A 19,868-nucleotide genomic window follows, 5' to 3' on the forward strand; every position below is an offset into this window, starting at 1 on the left:
ACACACAAGCAGTCACTCTGAATTGATTCATTTTATTTTTTAGTAGAACAATCTGTTTACCGCACTGAAGATACCGCGGATAGATGCTCTCGTAATGTTAGAGCTGATGCCGACACCGTAGGTTGCCCGGCCGCTCTTTACATCCATCAGATGGATGTAGGACGCTGCCTGTGCGCCGGAACCGGAACGAAGTGCATGCTCGTTGTAGTCCAGAACACGGATCTCGATGCCAAGTGCCTCCTCGATCGCTCTCTGTACCGCATCGATCGGTCCGTTACCTACACCCTCAACGGTGCGCTCGGTGTCATGAGCGGTAAAGGTAAGAGTTGCAACGGTTGCGAATGCGCCGCCCTCGTACTCCTTGTCTGTGATCTGGCATTTTTTGAAGTGCATCGGCTCTTTTCTGTCCAGATAGTTTGCACGGAACTCGTCCATGATCTGCTCCGGAGCTACCTCGCCCTGCTTTTCTGCAATCTTCTGGATAATGTCAGCAAACTCTTTGTGCATTCCCTTCGGAAGACGGAATCCGTAGAAGGAATCCATAACGAAGGCTACGCCGCCCTTGCCGGACTGGCTGTTGATGCGGACAACCGGCTCGTACTCGCGTCCGATATCGCTCGGATCAATCGGCAGGTACGGAACCTCCCAGATGCCATCGGTTTTCTTCTGAAGCGCCTGCATCCCCTTGCTGATCGCATCCTGATGGGAACCGGAAAATGCGGTAAATACCAGCTTGCCTGCATACGGATGTCTCGGATCAACGGTCATCTTTGTGCAGCGCTCGCAAACCTCGGTGATCTCCTTTACATTTTCCAGATTCAACTCCGGGTTGATACCCTGCGAGAACATATTGTAAGCGATATTTAATATGTCGATATTACCAGTACGCTCGCCGTTTCCAAGCAGTGTACCCTCGACACGGTCTGCACCTGCCAAGAGAGCCAGCTCGGTCGCTGCAATGCCGGTACCACGGTCATTGTGCGGATGGATACTTAAAATAATGCTGTCACGGTTCTTAAAATGCTTGTTCATCCACTCGATCTGGTCTGCGTATACGTTCGGAGTCGTCATCTCAACCGTTGCCGGAAGGTTGATGATGATCTTATTGTCCGGGGTTGCGCCCCACTCTTCCTGTACAGCGGTGCAAATATCCAGTGCAAAATCAAGCTCGGTTCCGGTAAAGCTCTCCGGAGAGTACTCAAGGATTACTTTTCCGTCGTAATCTTTCATATATTTCTTTACCATGCGGGTACCATCGATCGCGATCTGCTTTACTTCCTCGCGGTCTGCATGGAATACAACCTCACGCTGTAAGGTAGAAGTTGAATTGTAAATATGTACGATCGCCTTCGGAATACCCTGGATGGCATCAAAGGTTCTCTTGATCAGGTGCTCGCGGCACTGGGTCAGAACCTGTACAACTACGTCGTCCGGGATAAGCTTGCGTTCTACTAACTGGCGCAGGAAATCGTACTCGATCTGGGAAGCTGCCGGGAAGCCAATCTCGATCTCTTTAAATCCAAGTTTTACCAGGAGGTTGAACATCTCGATCTTCTCCTCTACGACCATCGGCTCAACCAGTGCCTGGTTGCCGTCGCGCAAATCAACGCTGCACCAGATCGGCGCTTTCTCAATCTCTTTATTCGGCCACTCACGCTCCGGGTAATCTACCACCGGAACTCTCTTATATTTCTTGTAATTTAACATGTCTTTCTCCTCCATCACTCTATAATGTACTCTCGGAGTCTTTTCTGCACCTGCTTTTGTGGCTGATTTTCCGCCAGCCGCACCCGAATTTCAGAGGCGGACGCAACGCCAACGCCTCAGAAATTTGGGCACAACTGACAAAAAAATCATCTCACAAAATCAAGCACAGAAAGATTCCGAGAGCACATTACCCCTGGTCTCTTTCCAGGTACCTCATCATCAAAAAACGCAGTTCCTATCATCCTAAGCTTTGGAGTCGATAGATCACGCCGTACCTTTTAACAATGAATAAAATTACTGATTCTGGTCTAACCCCATCATAATCATCCCTTTTCTATCATAAAAGAAATTATTTCGATTATAGATTATACCATCGGAAATAAAGGATATCAAGAGAAAAACGGGGCAATTACAGGTGTTCTGGCATTACTGTACACGCATACGTGCCCAGTAACTTCTGGCATCTCTTACATAAAATTATCTATTTTTTCTGTCCTCTGGTTTTTTCATTTTCTGTCTCCAGGACCGTATCAGATGCGCCGCCAGACGGTTTCCAAAATACCCCGCCGCGCATCCCACAATCATGCCGCCCAAAACATCGGTCGGGTAATGCACATATAAATACATTCTTGAAAACGCCATCAGGATCGCCAGAGGCAGCGTGATTTTCCACCATTTTTTCGCCCCGGCAAAGTACAGAGCCGCGACCGCAGCAAACGAAGCCGCCGTATGTCCCGACGGGAAGGAATAGTCCGCCGGGCGGGCAATGAGCAGCTGAACTGTCTGGTTCACATCGCACGGACGGATCCGGCAAACCATAGGCTTTAGTAAGATATTACAGATGATCGCATCCAGACAGAGCGCTGCCGCCAGCGCAGCTCCCCATCTTCTCGTCCGCGGAATCATAAGCAGCAGGCATGTAAACAGAATCCAAATCATTCCTGCATTTCCAAGCCGCGAAATAAACACCATCCAGACATCGCCCACCGGCGTCCGCATCTGCTGAATCCAATCCAGTATTTGTAACTCCATTTTCATTTTGCTCCCTCTGTTTTTTACACAACTTTATGCGCGAGCCATCTCCGGCCCATAAAGCGGAATGTGAATACGATGCCCCGGATCGTCCAGTCTGTAAACATGCCGATCCACACCGCGATCGGTCCGAAGCCGTGGACGCGGCAGAGATAAATGCACAGCGTCACCCGGAACACCCACATACTGATGCAGGAGAGAATCATCGAAAACCTCACATCCCCGGCAGCCCGCATTCCATATGCCGGAATAAATGCGAGCGTCCAGACAATCGGCTTTACCACCGTGATCCATCCGACCATGTAGAGACACATCTTCGCACTCTCCGGCTCCATGCCGCCCAGAATCGTGACCGGTTTCGTCGCCAGAAATACGAGCGCACAGCTTGCGATGATGACGATCTCCGCCACTGCCGTCAATTTTTTGATATAATAGATCGCCTCATCCTTGCGCCCCGCGCCGAGACACTGTCCGACCACCGTCATCATGCCGATTCCGATACCGATCGCTGCGATGCCGTTTAAGTTTTCCAGAATATTCGTCATCGCCTGGGCTGCGATCGCGATCGTCCCGAGGGTCGAAACGGTTGACTGAATCGCAAGCTTTCCAAACTGGAACATCGCATTTTCGATACCGTTTGGGATTCCCAATGAGAGAATCCGCATAATCCGGCGTCCGTCCGGACGGATATGCAGATAGTCACGTACCGCAATTTCCTGGCTGGAATTGTGCAAAAAAGCGAACACCACCACTGCCGAGATAACGCGGGAACCGAGCGTGGCAATCGCCGCACCGGCAACTCCAAGATGGAAGCCCCAGATAAGCACCGCATTTCCGGCGATATTTAACCCGTTAGAGACGACCGCGATCGTCATCGGAAGCCTTGTATTTCCCTGCGCCCGGTAGATCGAGGAACCGGCATCATAGAGGGCGATAAATGGGAACGAAAGCGCCGTGTAGAAGAAATAGATCTGCGCTGCCTCCATGACATCCGCCTCGACGCTGCCGAAAATCAGCCGCAGCAGCGGTCCGCGTGTCAGAAGGCAGACTGCCATGACCGCCGACGAGATGCACGCCACCACAAAAGATAACTGTCTCGCGGATTCCTCCGCATTTTTCTTATCTTTCTGTCCGATATACTGGGAGCAGACGATTGTGCCGCCTGCCGCCAGCGCATAGAATGCCTGTATCACTAAAATATTGATGGAGTCAACCAAAGAAACTGCCGAGATCGCCGCCGATCCCACGTTGCTGACCATAATGCTGTCCGCTGTACCCATCAGGGAGTTTAAAATCTGCTCTACGATCAGCGGAACCAGAAGAATCCGCAGATCGCGATTGCTGAAAAGATGATTTGTCTGCTCTTGTCTGCCCATATGCTGTCCTGTAACTTTCTATATTTTATTCTCTGTCCAAATGGTCTGTTTTTCTAACGGTCAGGCATCACATGCACGGACGCCGCCGCATCTGAGACGAAATTACCCCCTTAGCATGATAACGGATACATATAATAATTCCGCACCATTTCCCTATCCTTCGTTCACCAGCGTCAGAATCCAGTACAGCCATGCCCGCACTGAACTTGACCTCCGCACGATCAGATTCTCCCCGCAGACCTGGTATTCCCGCATTTTCTTTGCGACATACTCCTTGTCCGGAACATCTCCGATCTGAAGGGCAGCTTCAAATAAATCGTGGAAAATCGGGTGTTCCAGAATCAGGCGGACGTATTCGAGCTGGCGCGCCCTATACGGCAGTTTCAAAAGCCGTCTTCCTATCGCCGTGATATGCACTTTCACGCCGTCCTCATCCGTCTGCTTCTCCGCCAGCCCCAGATAGCGGCACGCGTTGAAATAATAGTCCGACTGTCGCTCCTTAAATCCAAAAAGCTGCGCGATCTCCCCGCCCGTCATCGGATTCTCGTTCAGCCGTTCCACCAGTGAAATAACCTTGTAAAAGCTGTCCGCCTGGATAAAGGTAACCGCCGGTTCCGGCTTGACCTTTGTCCGTGCCCAGACATCGTATAAATCATCCAGCGTGATCTCGATTTCCTCTAAGCTGTAATTTCGCTCCTGCACCAGCCGCAGCGAATTGTAGTAGCGCAGGTCCGTAAATTCATATTCCAGCAGGCGGAAAATATTATTCGAATACACCATAAACACCGGACGGATCGGCTTGTGTATCTTCTCCGCCCAGAGTCTCGCCGGATAATAGAGCTGCCGGATCAGAAAATTGCTGTGGACGACGTTTTTTCCCTCGATCAGCGTAAATACATTCTCATTTTCAAATCCACCGTCGATCTCGACTTGCGAATTCTGTACCTGGATAAGCGGCTTTTTCTCAATCGGCTCTGATTTTTGATAGTCGCTGACATAAAACTCAAAATTTCCAGACCCCATCCGCCCCGAAACCGTCTGCACCATGCGATCCTCGCCCAGAAAATCATCCAGAATCCCCGTGATGCTCATAACGTTGATCGCGCTGGCTTCCGAGCGGATGTCATGAAGGTCGATCGACTCAAAGTAATCGGGTATCTTCGCGCTCGTCACCCGTTTGATATCGGACGGAATCTCCGGAAAATCCTGATACAAGTCAAACTCGCCCAGCACATAGCCGCCGCGCGACACCGGAAGAATCGAAATCTTCTTTCCAAACACCCGCGGCAGGGATTCCCGCGTGTCAAATTTCGTCATCAGACGCGGTTCCTTGACTTCGCGGATCTGGTCAGCGGTGATGTAAAACCGCCCATGTTTCTCAATTTCCCGCTCAATCCGGTATTTATCAAATAAAATTCTCCATTTATCATCAATCAAGCTCATAATTGCGTACCAGAACTTCCTGAATCTCTCCGCGCTTCTCCGGTTTCACGTTGATCGCGCGCTTGGCATCCACGTGGTCGATGATGTAATCTTTATATAAATCCTCGATAAATTCGCAGGACGAATTGGAAAGCAGGAACTTGATGCCCTTTGCATTCAACATGTCACACTGCTCTTTTAATGCGATCTGCTCTTCCTCCCCGAAGCCGCCCGCGGTGTAGCCCGTGAACGACGCCGACGAGCTGATCGGCATATAAGGCGGGTCAAAATAGACGAACGCGCCCTTCCGGATGCCCTTTAACGCCTCGCGGTAATCGCCGCATTTGATCGTGATGTTTGCTTTATTTAAATACGCATTCAGCGCATGGATGGTCGCCTCGTTCGTGATATTCGGGTTCTTATATCTGCCCCACGGAGAATTGAACTCGCCGGAGCTGTTGACGCGGAACAGGCCGTTGTAGCAGGTCTTGTTTAGGTAAATGATCCGCGCTGCCCGCTCGACGTTGGTCCGCGTCTGATACGTCTCCTTGTCACGATCCCACGCCCGCACCGTATAATAATACTCCTCGCAATTCTGTTCCTTATGTGCGCTCAGCGCCGCAATCAGCTCTTCCGGCTCTTCCTTGATCGTACGGTATACATTGATCAGCTCTTCGTTGGAGTCATTGATCACCGCCTTGTTCGGCTGTCTCCCAAAGAGCACCGCACCGCCCCCGATAAACGGCTCATAATAGGTCGAACATTCCGGGATCAGCGGATTGATGCTGTCCAGCAGCTGCCGTTTGCCGCCTACCCATTTGAGGATGGGCATGACGAACGGATTTTTTCTTGACATCGGATAGGGTACCTCCTTCTGTTTGTCTTTCTATTCACCTACAGAACCTGCCGCCGGCAGCTTCTTCCGGATACATTGTAACACAAAAACGGGAAATCAGATGTCCGCTTGTGCTCTGATTACCCGTTTATTATAATCGTACAACTGTTCTAGTTTATTATACTTGACTTTGGGGTGGATGTCCAGCATTAGAACCGGAAATTCCTTATGTATTCTCAAGCTATATCATTGTTACGGTTTCGTATGCTCCGCTCCTAAGCCTAAGTAACATTTTGCATGATCTTTATTACACTCATATACAATTGAATATCCTTTATGATCCTCAGTATCCTCAAAATTAACTAGACAGGTTCCAGCCTTCATCTCAGCCTTATGTCCATCTAAAAAAGTCACCGAGTGCCAGTCATCAGCGTTATCTGTCTCCCAATAAAGTTTAACCTTCGGATTTCTCTGCTGGGTAGACATATAATCTGCCTGTATTTCCGCATAATATGCCCTGAGATTCGCCCAGTCTGCCGCCACCTTCGCCTTGTGCATCTGTGCCGTAAAAATCGGAATTGAAATTGATACCAGTATTCCAATAATAACCACCACTATCAATAGCTCAACCAGTGTAAAACCTTCCCGTCTCTTCATCACAAATTTCTCCTTCTGTCAGTTTATGTTATTATACCCGTTTTTTCTCTAATGCAAATACATATTTTTAACAAAATCGATATTCATAAATCAAACAAGACAAACGTATGTATTTCGTTTCCGTACATCCAAATTTATCGAGATGGCTCCACTTTCTCAGCCGGCCAGGATTTTCTCAGTGCCGTATAGGAAACCAGGAAATTGGCAAGCCATCCTGCCGGCACGGCAAGCCAAACAAAATTAATGCCAAAACGCGGTGCACCAATCAACGCCACGGACAGGCGGATCGCAAGATTTACCATGTTGGCAACGAGGAATGGCCGCATGATTCCGAGTCCGCGAAGGACTCCATCGGTCGCCATTTTAATTCCCATAAAGATAAAGAAGTAACCAAGCCATCTCATATAATCCCCAGACACCTGATAAGCCAGGGCGGTTCCGTCTTTTCCAAGGAACAGTGAGGAAATCTGCGTGTGCAGCGTTTCAATGACAAGGAAAGCAAGCGCCGCAAAACACACATCCAGCACCAATGCTGCATGGTAGCCTTTTTTGATCCGCTGGGTTTTGTTTGCGCCGAGATTCTGGGAAACAAACGGAGAAACCGCATTGCCGATGGACACAAAAATCAGGGAAAAAACATTCTCCACCCGCATCGTTGCCGCGTATCCGGCGAGTGCCTGTGTGCCGAAAGGATTTACCACCGCCTGCACTATCATCATACCGATGGATACGGTAGACTGCTGAAGAATCGACGGAACAGCAATCCGAAGCATCGAGCGCAGCTCCTGTCCGTCAAACCAGGCAAAGACACTCTTATACCGCCGCATCCGGTAAAAGAAAATCAAAAGTGAAAACACCGCCGAAATGCCCTGTGCAATCAAAGTTGCAAGCGCCGCACCGAACACGCCAAGCCCCAGACCGGCTACCATCCAAAGATCCATTACAATATTCAGGATGGATGAAAAAATCAGCAGTCCCAACGGAATTTTTGATTCACCAATGGAAGTGAACATAGTAGAGAGAATATTGTACATGAACAAAAACGGAAAGCCCACAAAATAGACCCGCAGGTACAGCACTGCTTCCTCCAGAATATCGGCAGGAGTCTGTAATCTGCTCATCATCCCATGGGAAAAACAAAAGCCAAAGACACCAAGGATGATGCTCAGCAGCAAAAAGCTGATCAGTGATGTAGACACAATCGTTTTCATTTTTCCATACTCTTTGGCACCGAAATAGCGGCTCACAAGCACACCTGCACCAGCACCGGCCCCCAGTGCCACACAAATGAAAACATTCGTCAGCGCTGCACAGGCGCCAACCGCCGCCAGTGCGGAGGAACCCACAAACTGGCCGACGATAATGGAGTCCGCCATATTGTATACCTGCTGAAAAAAACTGCCGAGAATCATCGGCATTGCAAAAACCGTCAACGCTTTCAGCGGCGCATCGGTAATCAAATACTCATCTTTTGACATGATCCTATTCCTCCACAACTTCCTGCTTTTTACCCGAAAGCACAAGCTTAGCAAGTACGATCCGTAATTCGTGTACAAAAATTCCGGCAAAACCAAAACAGGGTCCAGAAATAATTGGCATAACATTGTTAATTCGTTTCATAATTTCACTCATTCACTTTCTGCGCCACAGTTGCAGCTATGGTTATCCGGTGCCTCCATTGCCTTTTACTGTGTTCAGCAGCTGCTGGGAATGTATGTGTACCCAGCATAATATTTATATAAACCGCCAGTTTTTCTGTCTATTTATATTATAATCGATCTTCCATTTAAGATACAATCATTATACACAAAAAGCTCCGCCTATATTTTAGTATAGACGAAGCTTCCTAATTCTAACTCCTAATCCTCCATATTTTCTCTTCTCAATAGCTCAAACAATGTCAGCAGTCCCTCACACAAAACAGGATCCAGAACCGGAATTCCTACTGTCTTTTCGATGGAGGGAGCAATACGGATACTGGACATTCCTGTACAGCTAAGGGCAATCACATCGGCACCCATCTCTTTCTGCGCAGCCGCTGCTTTCATGGTGGCTTCATATCCTCTGTCTGTCATCAAATCCAGGACATTTTCTACCCCAGCTCCCTTTGCATTGTCTACAATCCGATCACCGAATATCCGCTTATATCCTGACGGTACATCTTCGGTAATCCCCAACACAGCCGGATGACTGCCAAAAAACAGACTCAACGCTGCAGTACTGGATCCCGCTCCTATAACCGGAATCGGTACGGCCTGTCTTGCCTCCGGAACTCCCGGGTCACCGGCACAGCTGATAATAATAGCCTGACAGCCTTCCTTCCACAGTTCCACTGCAAGATTCACCACCTTAGGTACACCTACAGCGAATGTTTCATCGTCATGAATTCCCTCCGGTTGTTCCGGAATACATCGTGACACCACCTGGAACATAGGGAAATACGATTCTATCAGCTTTCCATGCAGCTGCAGCAATTCCTCGTCCTCTGTGGTCAGCACCCGAATCAGACCAACTTTATATGTTTTCATATTATACGTCCTTTCTCTCTTGTTTCGTGAAAATATTTTCATGAAGAAAGTACTCCAGCAGCAATTGGGAGTTCTCCTTAAATCTGGAAAACTCCATCTAACATAACTAGCTTGTCATCCAAATACAATGTGGGATTCTTAATAATTCCGTCCATATGGCAGTCTGCCTGATTATTTCCTCCAAATCCTACGTTAGTACCAAAGGCAATATGGACCGTTTGATAAGCTTTCTCATCCTCCAGAATAACGCCGATCAGTCTGGCCGCATAGTTGGTTCCAATGCCCAGTTCACACAGAGTGGCATTGTTCTTATTTCTCAAGAGAATCTCCAGTTTCTCTGCTTCTTTTCCTTGGATGCTTTGAAGAACCCCGTCCTTCACTTTCACTTCCAAAGGCTGTTCTAATAAACCGATTCCAACCATAGATCCATCAATTACCATCGTACCATTTGCTCCTGTCTCTATCGGAGCTATGTAGGACTCTCCGGAAGGAAGATTTCCCGCCTGCCCCTTTTCCCGATAGACACCAGGGCTAGATACTCCACGCCGTCCCCGAAGATCCAGCGTTAAAACATGTCCATCTTTCTCTATGCGTGCTGTATTGGCATTCGTCAATAAATCAGTCACCTGCTCTGTAAGTGCCATAACACGACTGTAATCTGCAGTCATAGCACCCATGGCAAACATTTCCTCCGTGATTCCCGGCATTGTAGCAATCCTTGCTCCAGCTTCCGCTGCCTCAATTTTGGCTCGTGTATGCGTAATAGATGTTTTCATGGGGCAAATTACCACATCCGCCGCTTTCATGGCAGCTGCCACTACAGCGGGTGGTTCCTGACCAGACACCTCTCTAGCAGTCATAGTCATTAACATAGCTTCTGCTTTCAAAAGTTTAGCCGCCTGATACAAGGCCTGACCAATGGCATACTTCTCATCATCGGTCACTATCAGTACATTCTCCCCTGGTTTGACATTCATGCAGTTTGTTAAAATATTTTTTCCAATTTCCGCCAGTTCCATCGCATTTCCCCCCCTCTTATGACAGCAGTTCCATCATAACCCGGACTGCAAGTGTCCGGGACAAAATCACCCGTTTTCCAGATAATTTTTGAAATTGTTCTTTCATTCCGATATTATAGCCAATGCAGTCCATTACCACCAGATCCACATCCATTTTCGCTGCAGCTCTAGCCGCCGCATCCAAATCATCCTGGCTACCGTAGGGAGAAGCCGGAATAATAATACTCTCCTTTACATACTGATTCCACTTTTTCTCTGTCTGATCCACGTGCTGCGGTGTTGGAACCACTACAGCGATCTTTCCTCGATTAGACAAGGCTGGCACAAGCCCATTAAGCACCTTGCACGGAAAAATCAATGGCACTTTAGAATGAAACACAGCCGGAAAATCCCCCGTGCACAAAAACAGAATCAAATTTACGCCCTGCTCTTCCAACCGTTCGATACACTGCTGCAGCTGGGGCAGAATATGTCGTTCGGCAATCATAACCGAACTTCCGTCTCGAAGCCGTGAGATTAAAGTATAATCCTCTGGTCCTGGTGCAAATGCCTGGATATCCTCCCGAGTGAGCCCATCTAATGCACCTGCCTGAATTAGTTCCACTTGCTCACCCATCAGCGGGAACAGTTCTTGTACCACATCCGTCCTGGGTGACTGCCCAATGGTTATTGCTCCAACTTTCATCTTCACCATCTTAATCTCCTCCATCTTATGCTTGCCCTATCGTAACTGTTCAGTACCTTCACAGTCACGCGCAAAAATCCATTAAAAATTGCCTACGGCAATGGGATTTTTGCCTGCTGACCCATGTTTTCGTACGGTCAGTGCAGTAAATGCACAGACCTACTGAACCGTTACGTCCTATCTACAAAGGCCCCGCTGCCAGTATTTTGGCGGCGGGGTCTTTCGCATAGATTTCCTTATCTCCTTATCAGAATGACACACAATCCACAATAGGACGGTTGATGATCTTCTCTACGCCCGCCAATAAGTCCTTGTCAAACATGGGAGCCGCCAACTTCAGATGCTGATAACCCACATGAATGAGATAAACTTCTTGGCCCTGTTTCAAGTCAGATGTAGGCGTTGGCCGTCCAGTCTGGCTGTCAAATGTCATAATCAGATCAGGGAATGTGCCTTTGCGCTGTCCATCTGGTCCATCCACCGTCATGTACTCATTCCAGAAAGACATCTCATATCCACCAATCTTAACGATACCTACATCAAAGCCGCCTTCACTGCGCAGCTGATACTCCTCTACCGGACCGTGAGCCAATATCTCACCGCCTAAAAATTCACAAACCTCCTGCACACCATTTTCTACCGACTTTTCTAATCCCTGTGAATAACGGCGTCCCGTCTCAATAGCCAGTGACAAGCCCCCCACAGCGCTGTTTTTTTGCAGGAACGAAGCCTTCACCGGGTTCCGGATTACAGCCACAAGGCCTCCAGCCTCCACAGCAGCCGCCCGCACCAGTTTAGAACAATGATCAATAGAACCTGTAACTGTACATTCCACGTGTCGACCCAATTCCTTTCGTCCGCCCACACAGGTCATGGTAGTAATATAATTGGGATCACGATGAAGATTCAGGCTTCCCATCACTCCCGTAGGATGAGCACGGCCGTTGCAGGGAGCGTCTATCAGAGGGATTCCCAGCATGGATGCCTCTAGCCATCCATTGAACGTAGAACCGCCTCCATTCTCATTAGTAACGATACCTCCTGGACGAATACCCGTGCTTTGAGTAAAGAGCTCCACGCAGCGCATCATATCTGCCGGGGAGACAAACTTCTCCTGTGCGGCAGGAGCTCCTACCATAGAGGCTGTGACAACCACGGTTTCCGGATCAATCTGATCCAACGGGGTTAATTCCAGCTGGCTGAACCGCACAGCCAGATCTCCGAACTCAGCTCCGGTCTTTGCCGAACCGCCTCCACCGCCGCCAAGAATAGAGCCACCAAGAGCCGCCCAACGGACATGTTCTTCTGTCAATTTCATTCCAATATGTTCCATAACTTTCTTCCTTTCTATATTCTGCATCAAGATGCTTCCACCTTAATTCTTCTTATTTGCCATCAGATTAAATACCACATGCAGCACAACCGTAGCTACCATACCATTAATAGCCTGAATGCCCGGAGAGAAAATAGCAACTGCTACACCACATCCCCAAGCCAGAACGGAAGGCCACTTGATAAGTGGAAGGTTTTCGTACGAAATGTCATTATAATTATAATTATGTTTTACTCCAAACAAAGGCAGTACCAAATAATCAGCCACCATAACTGCAGCCATTGGCGGGATTACAATACCAAGCCATGTCATATACGGCACAAAGTAGTCCACCACACCACAGAAACCTAAAGCAATTCCGATCGCGCCCAGAACAATGGTAACAGTGCTCTTTTTCTTCACTTCAATAATGTTGCATGTCGCATTGGATGCAGAGTACAGGTTCTGCTGGTTAGTTGTCCATGCAGCTAAAGTAATAAGCAGAGCACCAATGATTCCTGAACCAGTTGCCAGTACGCCAATGTAATCAGATACTACTCCGAAATCCCATGTTTCCAGATGCAGAGCAGCTGCAATACCAGCAATTGGAAGCAGGAAATGACCAAAGAAAAGACCAGCGATCCAAACGATAGAGATCTTTACGATATCTGTCTTTGCAAATCGACCGCAGTCGGGAACGGTAGCCATTCCGGCTGCCCAGCTGCCAATAACTGTGGTCACGCCAGTAGCCATGGTGCCAATCTGACTTCCCGCAGGGCTATAAGAGAACAAAGAATCTACACCAATCAATCTTACACAGTTAACCAATGCCAAAACAATAAACAGAAGCAACGGAATCGCTGCAAATGTGCTTAACTTCTCCATTCCCTTAAATCCCTTAATCGCTGTAGATGCCATCATAATTCCGCCCAGCACTGCCAGGATCGGTACGCTTATCGGAATATACTGAGACCAAATCTGCCCAAAGAAGCCCAACTGGGTGGCAAACCAACCCACTGAGGTCACACAGATAATCGCCGAGAAAATATAAGTTCCTACCCGACCTACGGTAAACCGAATCAATGACATTGCTGCCAATCCGGTTTTTGAACCGATATACACAGTCATAATCATGACCGCCACTAATATAATATCGCCGATTGACAGGGCAATAAGAGCATCCCGAAACTTCATGCTGGATCCTAACGCCGTACCTGTAGCCAGGTCTCCTACTACTACATTCCAACATAACCAGACGAAAAACATCTTAATCCATCCGTACCGCTTATTTTGAGGAACCGGAGTATAAATATAATCCTGATCTTCCACGTTAGGCTCAGTTGTCACAGCATTCACATCATGTTTTTTATCGCTCATATGGCTCTCCCTTCTTTTAAAGCACACAATCCGTTTCTTCTATCAACTTGTCATACCATGTAGTATGTCTGGTTCCAAGCATTGGCTTTTCTCGAACCAGGTTTATCGCTGGACATCCACTTTCATCTGACAATATAAATCGAGTATCCATTGTCATATCTGCAAATCCGCTCTCGTTGAGCACCACTTCATTCCGCGGTACTAGGAACATATCTGGACCAAATATGCCGCTCACTCCTTTTTGAGCCGCAAAGACTGCGTATGTACTATTTTCATTAGCTCTTACCCTAGCAAGATGATAATGTTCCACCTCCTGTTGAACCTCTGGAATACCAGGAGGGCACGACGGATTTTCCACCGCTGGAACAGCTAAAATATCGCATCCGCTATTGGCCAGCAATCGAGGTACTTCCGTAATAAAAATTTCGTTGCCTAACAGTACACCGATTCTGCCATAAGGGCGATCAAGGACCAGTCCGGCACGGTCTCCTGCTTCCGCCCACTGTGCTTCCCTCTCAGTCAGATGACTCTTCCGATAGTAATGTCGAGAACCATCCTCGCACAAGCATGCTGCTGCATTCCATAGCTTCCCGTTTTCTTCTAATACAAAGCCCAGAATCACATCCACATGATTCTCCATGACTAGAGAAGATAGTTCTTTCCACACCGGATCATCCTCTCGAATGGCCACGCACTGTGCTTGCTGCAAGTCATCAGGTACACCTCCAAGCACCAGTTCTGGCAGAACCAGCAAGCGCTCTCCTTGCTTCCCAGCTTGACTGATAGCCTGCTTTACAGCCATAAACCCTTCTTCCCGATTCTCCGGTTTCATGCTGCATACCGCCGTTGAAAATTGCTTTCCCTCAAGCAATGGCTCCGTAGCATATGCTTGGTAATACTGGCTCTGATACCATGGATAACGCTGTAACTGAAGTTCACGGTAGAGCTTCGGGCGGCGTAAAGGAATATCGCTTCGATCCGGCTTCATCTCTAAATCAATCTCAGCCATAGCAATTCCATCTCCATAAGGATGACACGCCACTACTCTGCCCTCTGGATCAATAATCCCGCTTCCGCCGCAGAAATCGAATCCTTTTTCATTTCCGTGTCGATTAGAAGCAATCACATACATACCGTTTTCCTTAGCACGTGTCAGCCAGATAGATGAAGGGATAGATGGCTCGTTCCAGTTCATAGGCGAACACAAAACCTGTGCTCCCATAAGCCTGCTTAACCTAGGTCCTTCCGGATAACTTAGATCCATACAAATCTGTATGCCTATATTTCCAATAGGAGTATTAAACACCTTTACCGGTTCATCTCCCGTTTTAGCCCATGTACTATCAGGAACATAATGGTGCATTTTCCGATGTCGGCCAATCAGCCCCTCCGGTCCTATAAGAACCGCTGAATTGTACAACCTCTCTCCATCCGACTCAGGAAGTCCTGCAACCAAATAGCAATCTAACTCCTTTGCTAAATTCTCCAATAATCGTACCGTTTGCCCATTTGCTATGGGCTCTGCCATCTCGGCCGCCTGTTCCATGCTATCAAAATAGTATCCAGTCGCACACATTTCTGGCAGAACAATGAGCTTCGCCCCTTGAGCTGCTGCCTGACGCACCAAGTTCGTCAGAGCAGCCAAGTTTTTCTCTTTATCCATAAAATGGCAGTCATATTGGATTGCAGCACCTTTATACTTCATGATTCTCACTCTCCTTTCTATCGTTCATTTGTCCGAGATTCCTATTATAGGAATACGGTTACTTACATAGGAATTATGTTGTTATATTAGCATTTTATCAGAGTTTTGTCAATATACTACATCAAATTCTCATAAATTAGTTTTATATCCATACTTTTTTGCGACAAAAAGAGAATCAGGACAAAAGACCATTTCTTTTGTCCTGATTCCTTATATTATTACCTATATTTGCATCTGCAACAAATCAATCAGATATTCTACTGTAATAGTTTGAGCCCATTTGATTATTGATCTCAACAGCCAGTTGACGCCCCTGCTGGATATATTTCTCCACAACGTCTGGTCGTTCCGAATCATCTACTCCCCCTACACTCAGACCAGCCACTAGCTGGTTAGCTGAGTTATAGATAGGAAATCCGACGGCAAACAGTCCCTCTGTCAGCCTGTTATGAGTAATATCATATCCACGAGCTCGAGCGTCTTTCAAATCCTCCTTCAGCTGAGCTTTCTCCTCTTCTGCCAACTCTAAGCTATTGAGATAGTTGCTTTGAAATTGGGACGAAGCAAATGCCAGTAATACTCGATTGCTTGCCCCACGAAACAACGGATATACTCCCCCCACAAACACTGAACTCAAACGCCCAGTACTATCTGAAACCACACGATCCACACACAAACTCTGATTCCCACACGGAATCGTAAGATATGTGCTGATCTTGGTGCGCTCATGGAACTTCCAAAGAAAATCGTGAGCAATTCGTTTAACATCCAGCCTATGCACCGCACAAAATCCCAATACCAGCGCCTGCTCTCCCAAAGAGTACTGTTTCGTAAAAGGATCCTGTGTTAAGAATCCCTCTTCGGTCAAAGTATGTACCAATCGATAGGCGATGGTTTTTCCCACCCCCAGCTCCTTGGCAATCGACGGCAGAGACAGTGTATTCTGCTGTCTGAACATTTCTAAAATAGTTAGGGCACGGCCAACCGTCTGCAGGTAGCTCGCATCATCCTTTTTATTTGGATTCATCTCTCCTCCTTAAGTTTGTGATTTTGTAACTGTTCAGTACCTTCACAGTTACGTGATTTTTACTCTCCCGCTGCTTCCCGGTAAGCTTTACTGCCCACCTCGCTCCAGATTAGAAGTCATACCGCACCACCTGGCAGTTTTTTACACCAAAGGATGCAAATTCTTCATTGGTCATATCCGTAAAATACGACTGAATCATCCTTGAAATTCCATTGTGTGCCACCAGAATGTATGTCTTATGGTCAGACTCCTGTTTTATCTCATCCAGCAGATTATAGATACGCTGTGCAAGCTGCAGCATGGATTCTCCCCCTTCATATCGGCAGGCAAATGACGCTTTCGCCATCTTAAACTCTTTGCCGTCTCTCGGCGTAGACTCCCATTTTCCAAAATTCTGCTCTATGAGTCTCGGTTCTTCCCTGCAGGGAATCCCGCTCATTTCAGAAATAATTTTTGCTGTATCTGCCGCACGGCTAAGGGGTGAATAGAGAATCTCATCTGCCTTGATTCCGCTTTCTACAATATTTTTCCCGGTTTCAGCCGCCTGCTGCCGTCCATGCTCCGTCAACGGACTGTCTGTTGCTCCGCAAATTTTATTCTCCACATTCCACACAGTCTGTCCGTGTCTTACAAAATAAAAATGTCCCATGATGTCATCCCTTCTCATTAGCTTCGCAAGCTTTTTTATACCCAGGAAATTCCCTGCTGCCTATCATCGTCATACATCATTTCCGTCATTGATAATCCTGGGAAAGCAGCTGTCATAATTGTATTATAACTATACTCAGGTTAAGATACAACTCTATCCTTTACTGGGCACGTATGCGCAAACAGTTCCAGTGCTGTTCTCAAAATCCGTTTCTTTGTACCTTCTGCCATAATTATTTTCTTCATTAAAGTAACCATTCGATAACTACGCTATGATTACCGAATGGTTACTTATCAAGAACTAATGAATAATTCAAGTCGATCGTCTTCCATTTGACTTGCCTCCCTCGAAAACCCTTCGTTTTTCCTCGAACGGCAGCCCTAGATCAATGCCGGCTGCTTCCGACGCCCCCAACTTATCAGCAGATACTTTCAGAACCACACCATACCATTTATTATTGTCGTTGCGCCTCAGCACAGCTTTCCAGTCATTCCAGGGATATTCCGGCTCTGCGCCGTAATGGTCATCCATCTCATCGTAAATAATATGCTCGATAATTGCCGTGGTCTTTGTTGAATAGACCACAACTTAAAGGGTGCTTGCTTTCTTCATGAACTCCAAATAAAGGCTGAACAGCACAGCGCAGACGGGAACGCTGAACAGCATCCCTAAGATGCCGAATGCTTCGCCGCCAATCGTAACAGCCATCAGCACAAGCAGTCCAGGAAGTCCGACGGACTTGCCGACCACCTTGGGATAAATCAGATTGCCCTCCACCTGCTGCAAAACGATCAGAAAGAGAATGAACCACAGAGCCTTGCCAGGTTCTGCCAGCAGAATCAAAAACGCACCAAAGCCGCCGCCAATCCATGCGCCAAAAATCGGCATCAGCGCAGTGACGGCCACAAACGCGGAGACAGCACCGGCATACGGAATCCCAAGAATCAGCATTCCAAAGAAGCACAGAACACCGATGATAACCGCTTCGGTAAGCTGCCCGCTGACAAAATTTGTGAAGGTCTGATTGGTCAGCGCGGCAATACTAAGAAGCCGCTGTGCCGTCTTTTGCGGAAGGACTGTCACAATGAGTTTTTTCAAATGTGCCGCGACGACTTCCTTCTTTGCAAGCAGATAAAGTGCAAAGACAAGTCCCAAGAGAACATCCACAAAAACCGACAGGACAGAGGTTGCCGCGCCCCATGTCACAGTGAGGATCCCGCTTTTCTCGTCACTGATCAAGGCGGTGACCTTCTCAATCAACAGGTCAGAGTCTATGACATATTCGGGCAGGACAATGTTATATTTTGCAGCAAACTGGACAACGCCAGCCCACCACCGCCCGATTTCCTCCACATAGACCGGAATGTTTTGGATAAACTCATCGCCGGATTCCCGCAAGCTGGGGAGCATCATAAACACCACAGCAAATAGAATTCCAAGGATAAGCACGGTGCTTGCTGTCAGGCACACGGGGCGGGTCAGCTTTGCAGGAGCTTTGTGGCACACCTTGTTCCAGCAGCATTCCATCGGCCGAAGAACTACGTTGATCAAAAAAGCAATCGCGCCGCCGATCAGAAACGGAGTGAACAGTGCAAGCACCTTGCCGAGAAAACACAAAACAGCGTCAAGGTTTACCAGCGCCCATGCGAATACAATAAGCAGCAAAAAAGCACGGATGATATAACGAATGATCGTCTCGTCCGGCCATTTGCCTCCCTGCGGTGCGGGTGTTTCATTTTTGTTAGAGGTTGGATTTTGTGATTTTTTCTCCATGTTTTTCCTTTCTGCATGTCTGATATAAAAAATTGCGGTTTGCAATCCAGAAGTAAATGAATATGATCTGGCATAACCTCCATAACCGGAATTTATTTATTCCATATCATTACAAATTCTTTTTCTCCTGTGTTGTCATCTACACTTTCGGATTAAATGCAAAAGTTCTCCCGTAGATAAAATTTAATTGCTTTCTCATTTCTCTGGTAGACCCTTAATTTTAATGTGGATTTAACTTTCTTTGCATGATTTAGCAGTTGTTTTCCAATTCCTTTTGACTGCATTGTTTCTTTTACAAAAATCCCCTCAATATAATCATCATTCAATCCAATAAATCCATCTATCTGCCTTGCACAGTCCTCTTCATGCACGTATATTTCTGCATGAGGAAGCATTTCTCTTACCATGTCGAAGTTAATCCGCCAGTAGCCAGACGATATGAAATTATGTGCACGAATATTCGTATCAAGCCATATCTGCATTACTGCGTCTATATCATCTTCATTGTATTGTCTTATCAAATCCTCCTGTGTACATTCCGCAAACACCCGGTTCCACATCTCTATTTCCTGCTTATATGCCTTCTTCAAGTCTAGTCATCTCCTGTCAATTAGAGCTTTTATACTCTCTTGTAAATAATTGGATCATTATATCCAAATGTACGCGTTCCATTCACTTCTATACTTTCAGATACTTCCAGGCAGCTATCAGAATTCTGTTCAATAATTGATTTATAGTAGTTACCAAAGTCAGCAAGTGAATTA

The 19,868-nt window shown here is 47.2% G+C and carries 19 protein-coding genes; all 19 read right to left on the bottom strand.

Translation table 11 applies throughout. The features are described from left to right. Nucleotides 1–39: 39 nt before the first annotated feature. The gene (leuA, locus tag DWZ45_RS11705; RefSeq protein WP_118469259.1) at nt 40–1,707 is read right to left on the bottom strand and encodes a 2-isopropylmalate synthase; all 1,668 of its coding nucleotides are present in this window, start codon (nt 1,705–1,707) and stop codon (nt 40–42) included. 477 nt (nt 1,708–2,184) lie between these two features. After that, nucleotides 2,185–2,739, bottom strand: a complete 555-nt coding sequence (locus DWZ45_RS11710) for a phosphatase PAP2 family protein (protein WP_270231201.1) — start codon at nt 2,737–2,739, stop codon at nt 2,185–2,187. Between the two features lie 23 nt (nt 2,740–2,762). Beyond that, entirely contained in the window at nt 2,763–4,115 is a 1,353-nt protein-coding gene (locus DWZ45_RS11715) for an MATE family efflux transporter (protein ID WP_117796846.1), read from the bottom strand. Nucleotides 4,116–4,268: 153 nt separating this feature from the next. Continuing rightward, a complete protein-coding gene (locus DWZ45_RS11720) occupies nt 4,269–5,558 on the bottom strand; it encodes a hypothetical protein (RefSeq protein WP_118469225.1) in 1,290 nt (429 codons plus the stop codon). Next, entirely contained in the window at nt 5,545–6,393 is an 849-nt protein-coding gene (locus DWZ45_RS11725; RefSeq protein WP_118469227.1) for a DNA adenine methylase, read from the bottom strand. Before DWZ45_RS11725 ends, DWZ45_RS11720 begins: the two co-directional genes overlap by 14 nt. 231 nt (nt 6,394–6,624) lie before the next feature. Continuing rightward, nucleotides 6,625–7,029, bottom strand: a complete 405-nt coding sequence (locus DWZ45_RS11730; protein ID WP_107000722.1) for a prepilin-type N-terminal cleavage/methylation domain-containing protein — start codon at nt 7,027–7,029, stop codon at nt 6,625–6,627. A gap of 134 nt (nt 7,030–7,163) precedes the next feature. After that, entirely contained in the window at nt 7,164–8,507 is a 1,344-nt protein-coding gene (locus DWZ45_RS11735; RefSeq protein WP_118469229.1) for an MATE family efflux transporter, read from the bottom strand. Nucleotides 8,508–8,511: 4 nt separating this feature from the next. Further along, entirely contained in the window at nt 8,512–8,649 is a 138-nt protein-coding gene (locus DWZ45_RS14550; protein WP_181357196.1) for a hypothetical protein, read from the bottom strand. A gap of 239 nt (nt 8,650–8,888) precedes the next feature. Then, nucleotides 8,889–9,557, bottom strand: coding sequence for an aspartate/glutamate racemase family protein (locus tag DWZ45_RS11740; protein ID WP_118469231.1), 669 nt, complete (start codon nt 9,555–9,557; stop codon nt 8,889–8,891). Between the two features lie 77 nt (nt 9,558–9,634). Then, on the bottom strand, nt 9,635–10,576 hold the full coding sequence (locus DWZ45_RS11745) for an aminopeptidase (protein ID WP_118469233.1): 942 nt from the start codon (nt 10,574–10,576) through the stop codon (nt 9,635–9,637). 16 nt (nt 10,577–10,592) lie between these two features. Then, on the bottom strand, nt 10,593–11,270 hold the full coding sequence (locus DWZ45_RS11750) for an AroM family protein (protein ID WP_227589689.1): 678 nt from the start codon (nt 11,268–11,270) through the stop codon (nt 10,593–10,595). A gap of 238 nt (nt 11,271–11,508) precedes the next feature. Then, entirely contained in the window at nt 11,509–12,594 is a 1,086-nt protein-coding gene (locus tag DWZ45_RS11755) for a DUF917 family protein (RefSeq protein WP_118469235.1), read from the bottom strand. 42 nt (nt 12,595–12,636) lie between these two features. Then, complete coding sequence (locus DWZ45_RS11760; protein ID WP_118469237.1) at nt 12,637–13,950, bottom strand: cytosine permease; 1,314 nt, start codon at nt 13,948–13,950, stop codon at nt 12,637–12,639. 16 nt (nt 13,951–13,966) lie between these two features. Then, the gene (locus DWZ45_RS11765; protein ID WP_118469239.1) at nt 13,967–15,655 is read right to left on the bottom strand and encodes a nitrilase-related carbon-nitrogen hydrolase; all 1,689 of its coding nucleotides are present in this window, start codon (nt 15,653–15,655) and stop codon (nt 13,967–13,969) included. Between the two features lie 244 nt (nt 15,656–15,899). Continuing rightward, a complete protein-coding gene (locus DWZ45_RS11770) occupies nt 15,900–16,682 on the bottom strand; it encodes an IclR family transcriptional regulator (protein WP_118469241.1) in 783 nt (260 codons plus the stop codon). Between the two features lie 109 nt (nt 16,683–16,791). Next, complete coding sequence (locus DWZ45_RS11775) at nt 16,792–17,331, bottom strand: histidine phosphatase family protein (RefSeq protein ID WP_118469243.1); 540 nt, start codon at nt 17,329–17,331, stop codon at nt 16,792–16,794. A gap of 312 nt (nt 17,332–17,643) precedes the next feature. After that, complete coding sequence (locus tag DWZ45_RS14690; RefSeq protein ID WP_227589690.1) at nt 17,644–17,916, bottom strand: hypothetical protein; 273 nt, start codon at nt 17,914–17,916, stop codon at nt 17,644–17,646. Between the two features lie 3 nt (nt 17,917–17,919). After that, the gene (locus DWZ45_RS11785; RefSeq protein WP_118469245.1) at nt 17,920–19,104 is read right to left on the bottom strand and encodes an AI-2E family transporter; all 1,185 of its coding nucleotides are present in this window, start codon (nt 19,102–19,104) and stop codon (nt 17,920–17,922) included. A 152-nt stretch (nt 19,105–19,256) separates the two neighbouring features. After that, nucleotides 19,257–19,625: a GNAT family N-acetyltransferase gene (locus DWZ45_RS11795; protein ID WP_118469263.1), complete on the bottom strand. Its 369-nt coding sequence runs from the start codon at nt 19,623–19,625 to the stop codon at nt 19,257–19,259. Nucleotides 19,626–19,868 lie beyond the last annotated feature (243 nt).

This window comes from Clostridium sp. AF32-7AC (assembly GCF_003477925.1).
Taxonomy (GTDB): domain Bacteria; phylum Bacillota; class Clostridia; order Lachnospirales; family Lachnospiraceae; genus Otoolea; species Otoolea fessa.

Coding starts and splice junctions, on each gene's coding strand:
- DWZ45_RS11725 (WP_118469227.1), bottom strand. CDS start 6,393: ATGTCAAGAAAAAATCCGTTCGTCATGCCCATCCTCAAATGGGTAGGC.
- DWZ45_RS11760 (WP_118469237.1), bottom strand. CDS start 13,950: ATGAGCGATAAAAAACATGATGTGAATGCTGTGACAACTGAGCCTAAC.
- DWZ45_RS11775 (WP_118469243.1), bottom strand. CDS start 17,331: ATGGGACATTTTTATTTTGTAAGACACGGACAGACTGTGTGGAATGTG.
- DWZ45_RS11770 (WP_118469241.1), bottom strand. CDS start 16,682: ATGAATCCAAATAAAAAGGATGATGCGAGCTACCTGCAGACGGTTGGC.
- DWZ45_RS11735 (WP_118469229.1), bottom strand. CDS start 8,507: ATGTCAAAAGATGAGTATTTGATTACCGATGCGCCGCTGAAAGCGTTG.
- DWZ45_RS11785 (WP_118469245.1), bottom strand. CDS start 19,104: ATGGAGAAAAAATCACAAAATCCAACCTCTAACAAAAATGAAACACCC.
- DWZ45_RS11745 (WP_118469233.1), bottom strand. CDS start 10,576: ATGGAACTGGCGGAAATTGGAAAAAATATTTTAACAAACTGCATGAAT.
- DWZ45_RS11755 (WP_118469235.1), bottom strand. CDS start 12,594: ATGGAACATATTGGAATGAAATTGACAGAAGAACATGTCCGTTGGGCG.
- DWZ45_RS11750 (WP_227589689.1), bottom strand. CDS start 11,270: ATGGTGAAGATGAAAGTTGGAGCAATAACCATTGGGCAGTCACCCAGG.
- DWZ45_RS14550 (WP_181357196.1), bottom strand. CDS start 8,649: ATGAAACGAATTAACAATGTTATGCCAATTATTTCTGGACCCTGTTTT.
- leuA (WP_118469259.1), bottom strand. CDS start 1,707: ATGTTAAATTACAAGAAATATAAGAGAGTTCCGGTGGTAGATTACCCG.
- DWZ45_RS11730 (WP_107000722.1), bottom strand. CDS start 7,029: ATGAAGAGACGGGAAGGTTTTACACTGGTTGAGCTATTGATAGTGGTG.
- DWZ45_RS11740 (WP_118469231.1), bottom strand. CDS start 9,557: ATGAAAACATATAAAGTTGGTCTGATTCGGGTGCTGACCACAGAGGAC.
- DWZ45_RS11720 (WP_118469225.1), bottom strand. CDS start 5,558: ATGAGCTTGATTGATGATAAATGGAGAATTTTATTTGATAAATACCGG.
- DWZ45_RS11715 (WP_117796846.1), bottom strand. CDS start 4,115: ATGGGCAGACAAGAGCAGACAAATCATCTTTTCAGCAATCGCGATCTG.
- DWZ45_RS11710 (WP_270231201.1), bottom strand. CDS start 2,739: ATGGAGTTACAAATACTGGATTGGATTCAGCAGATGCGGACGCCGGTG.
- DWZ45_RS11765 (WP_118469239.1), bottom strand. CDS start 15,655: ATGAAGTATAAAGGTGCTGCAATCCAATATGACTGCCATTTTATGGAT.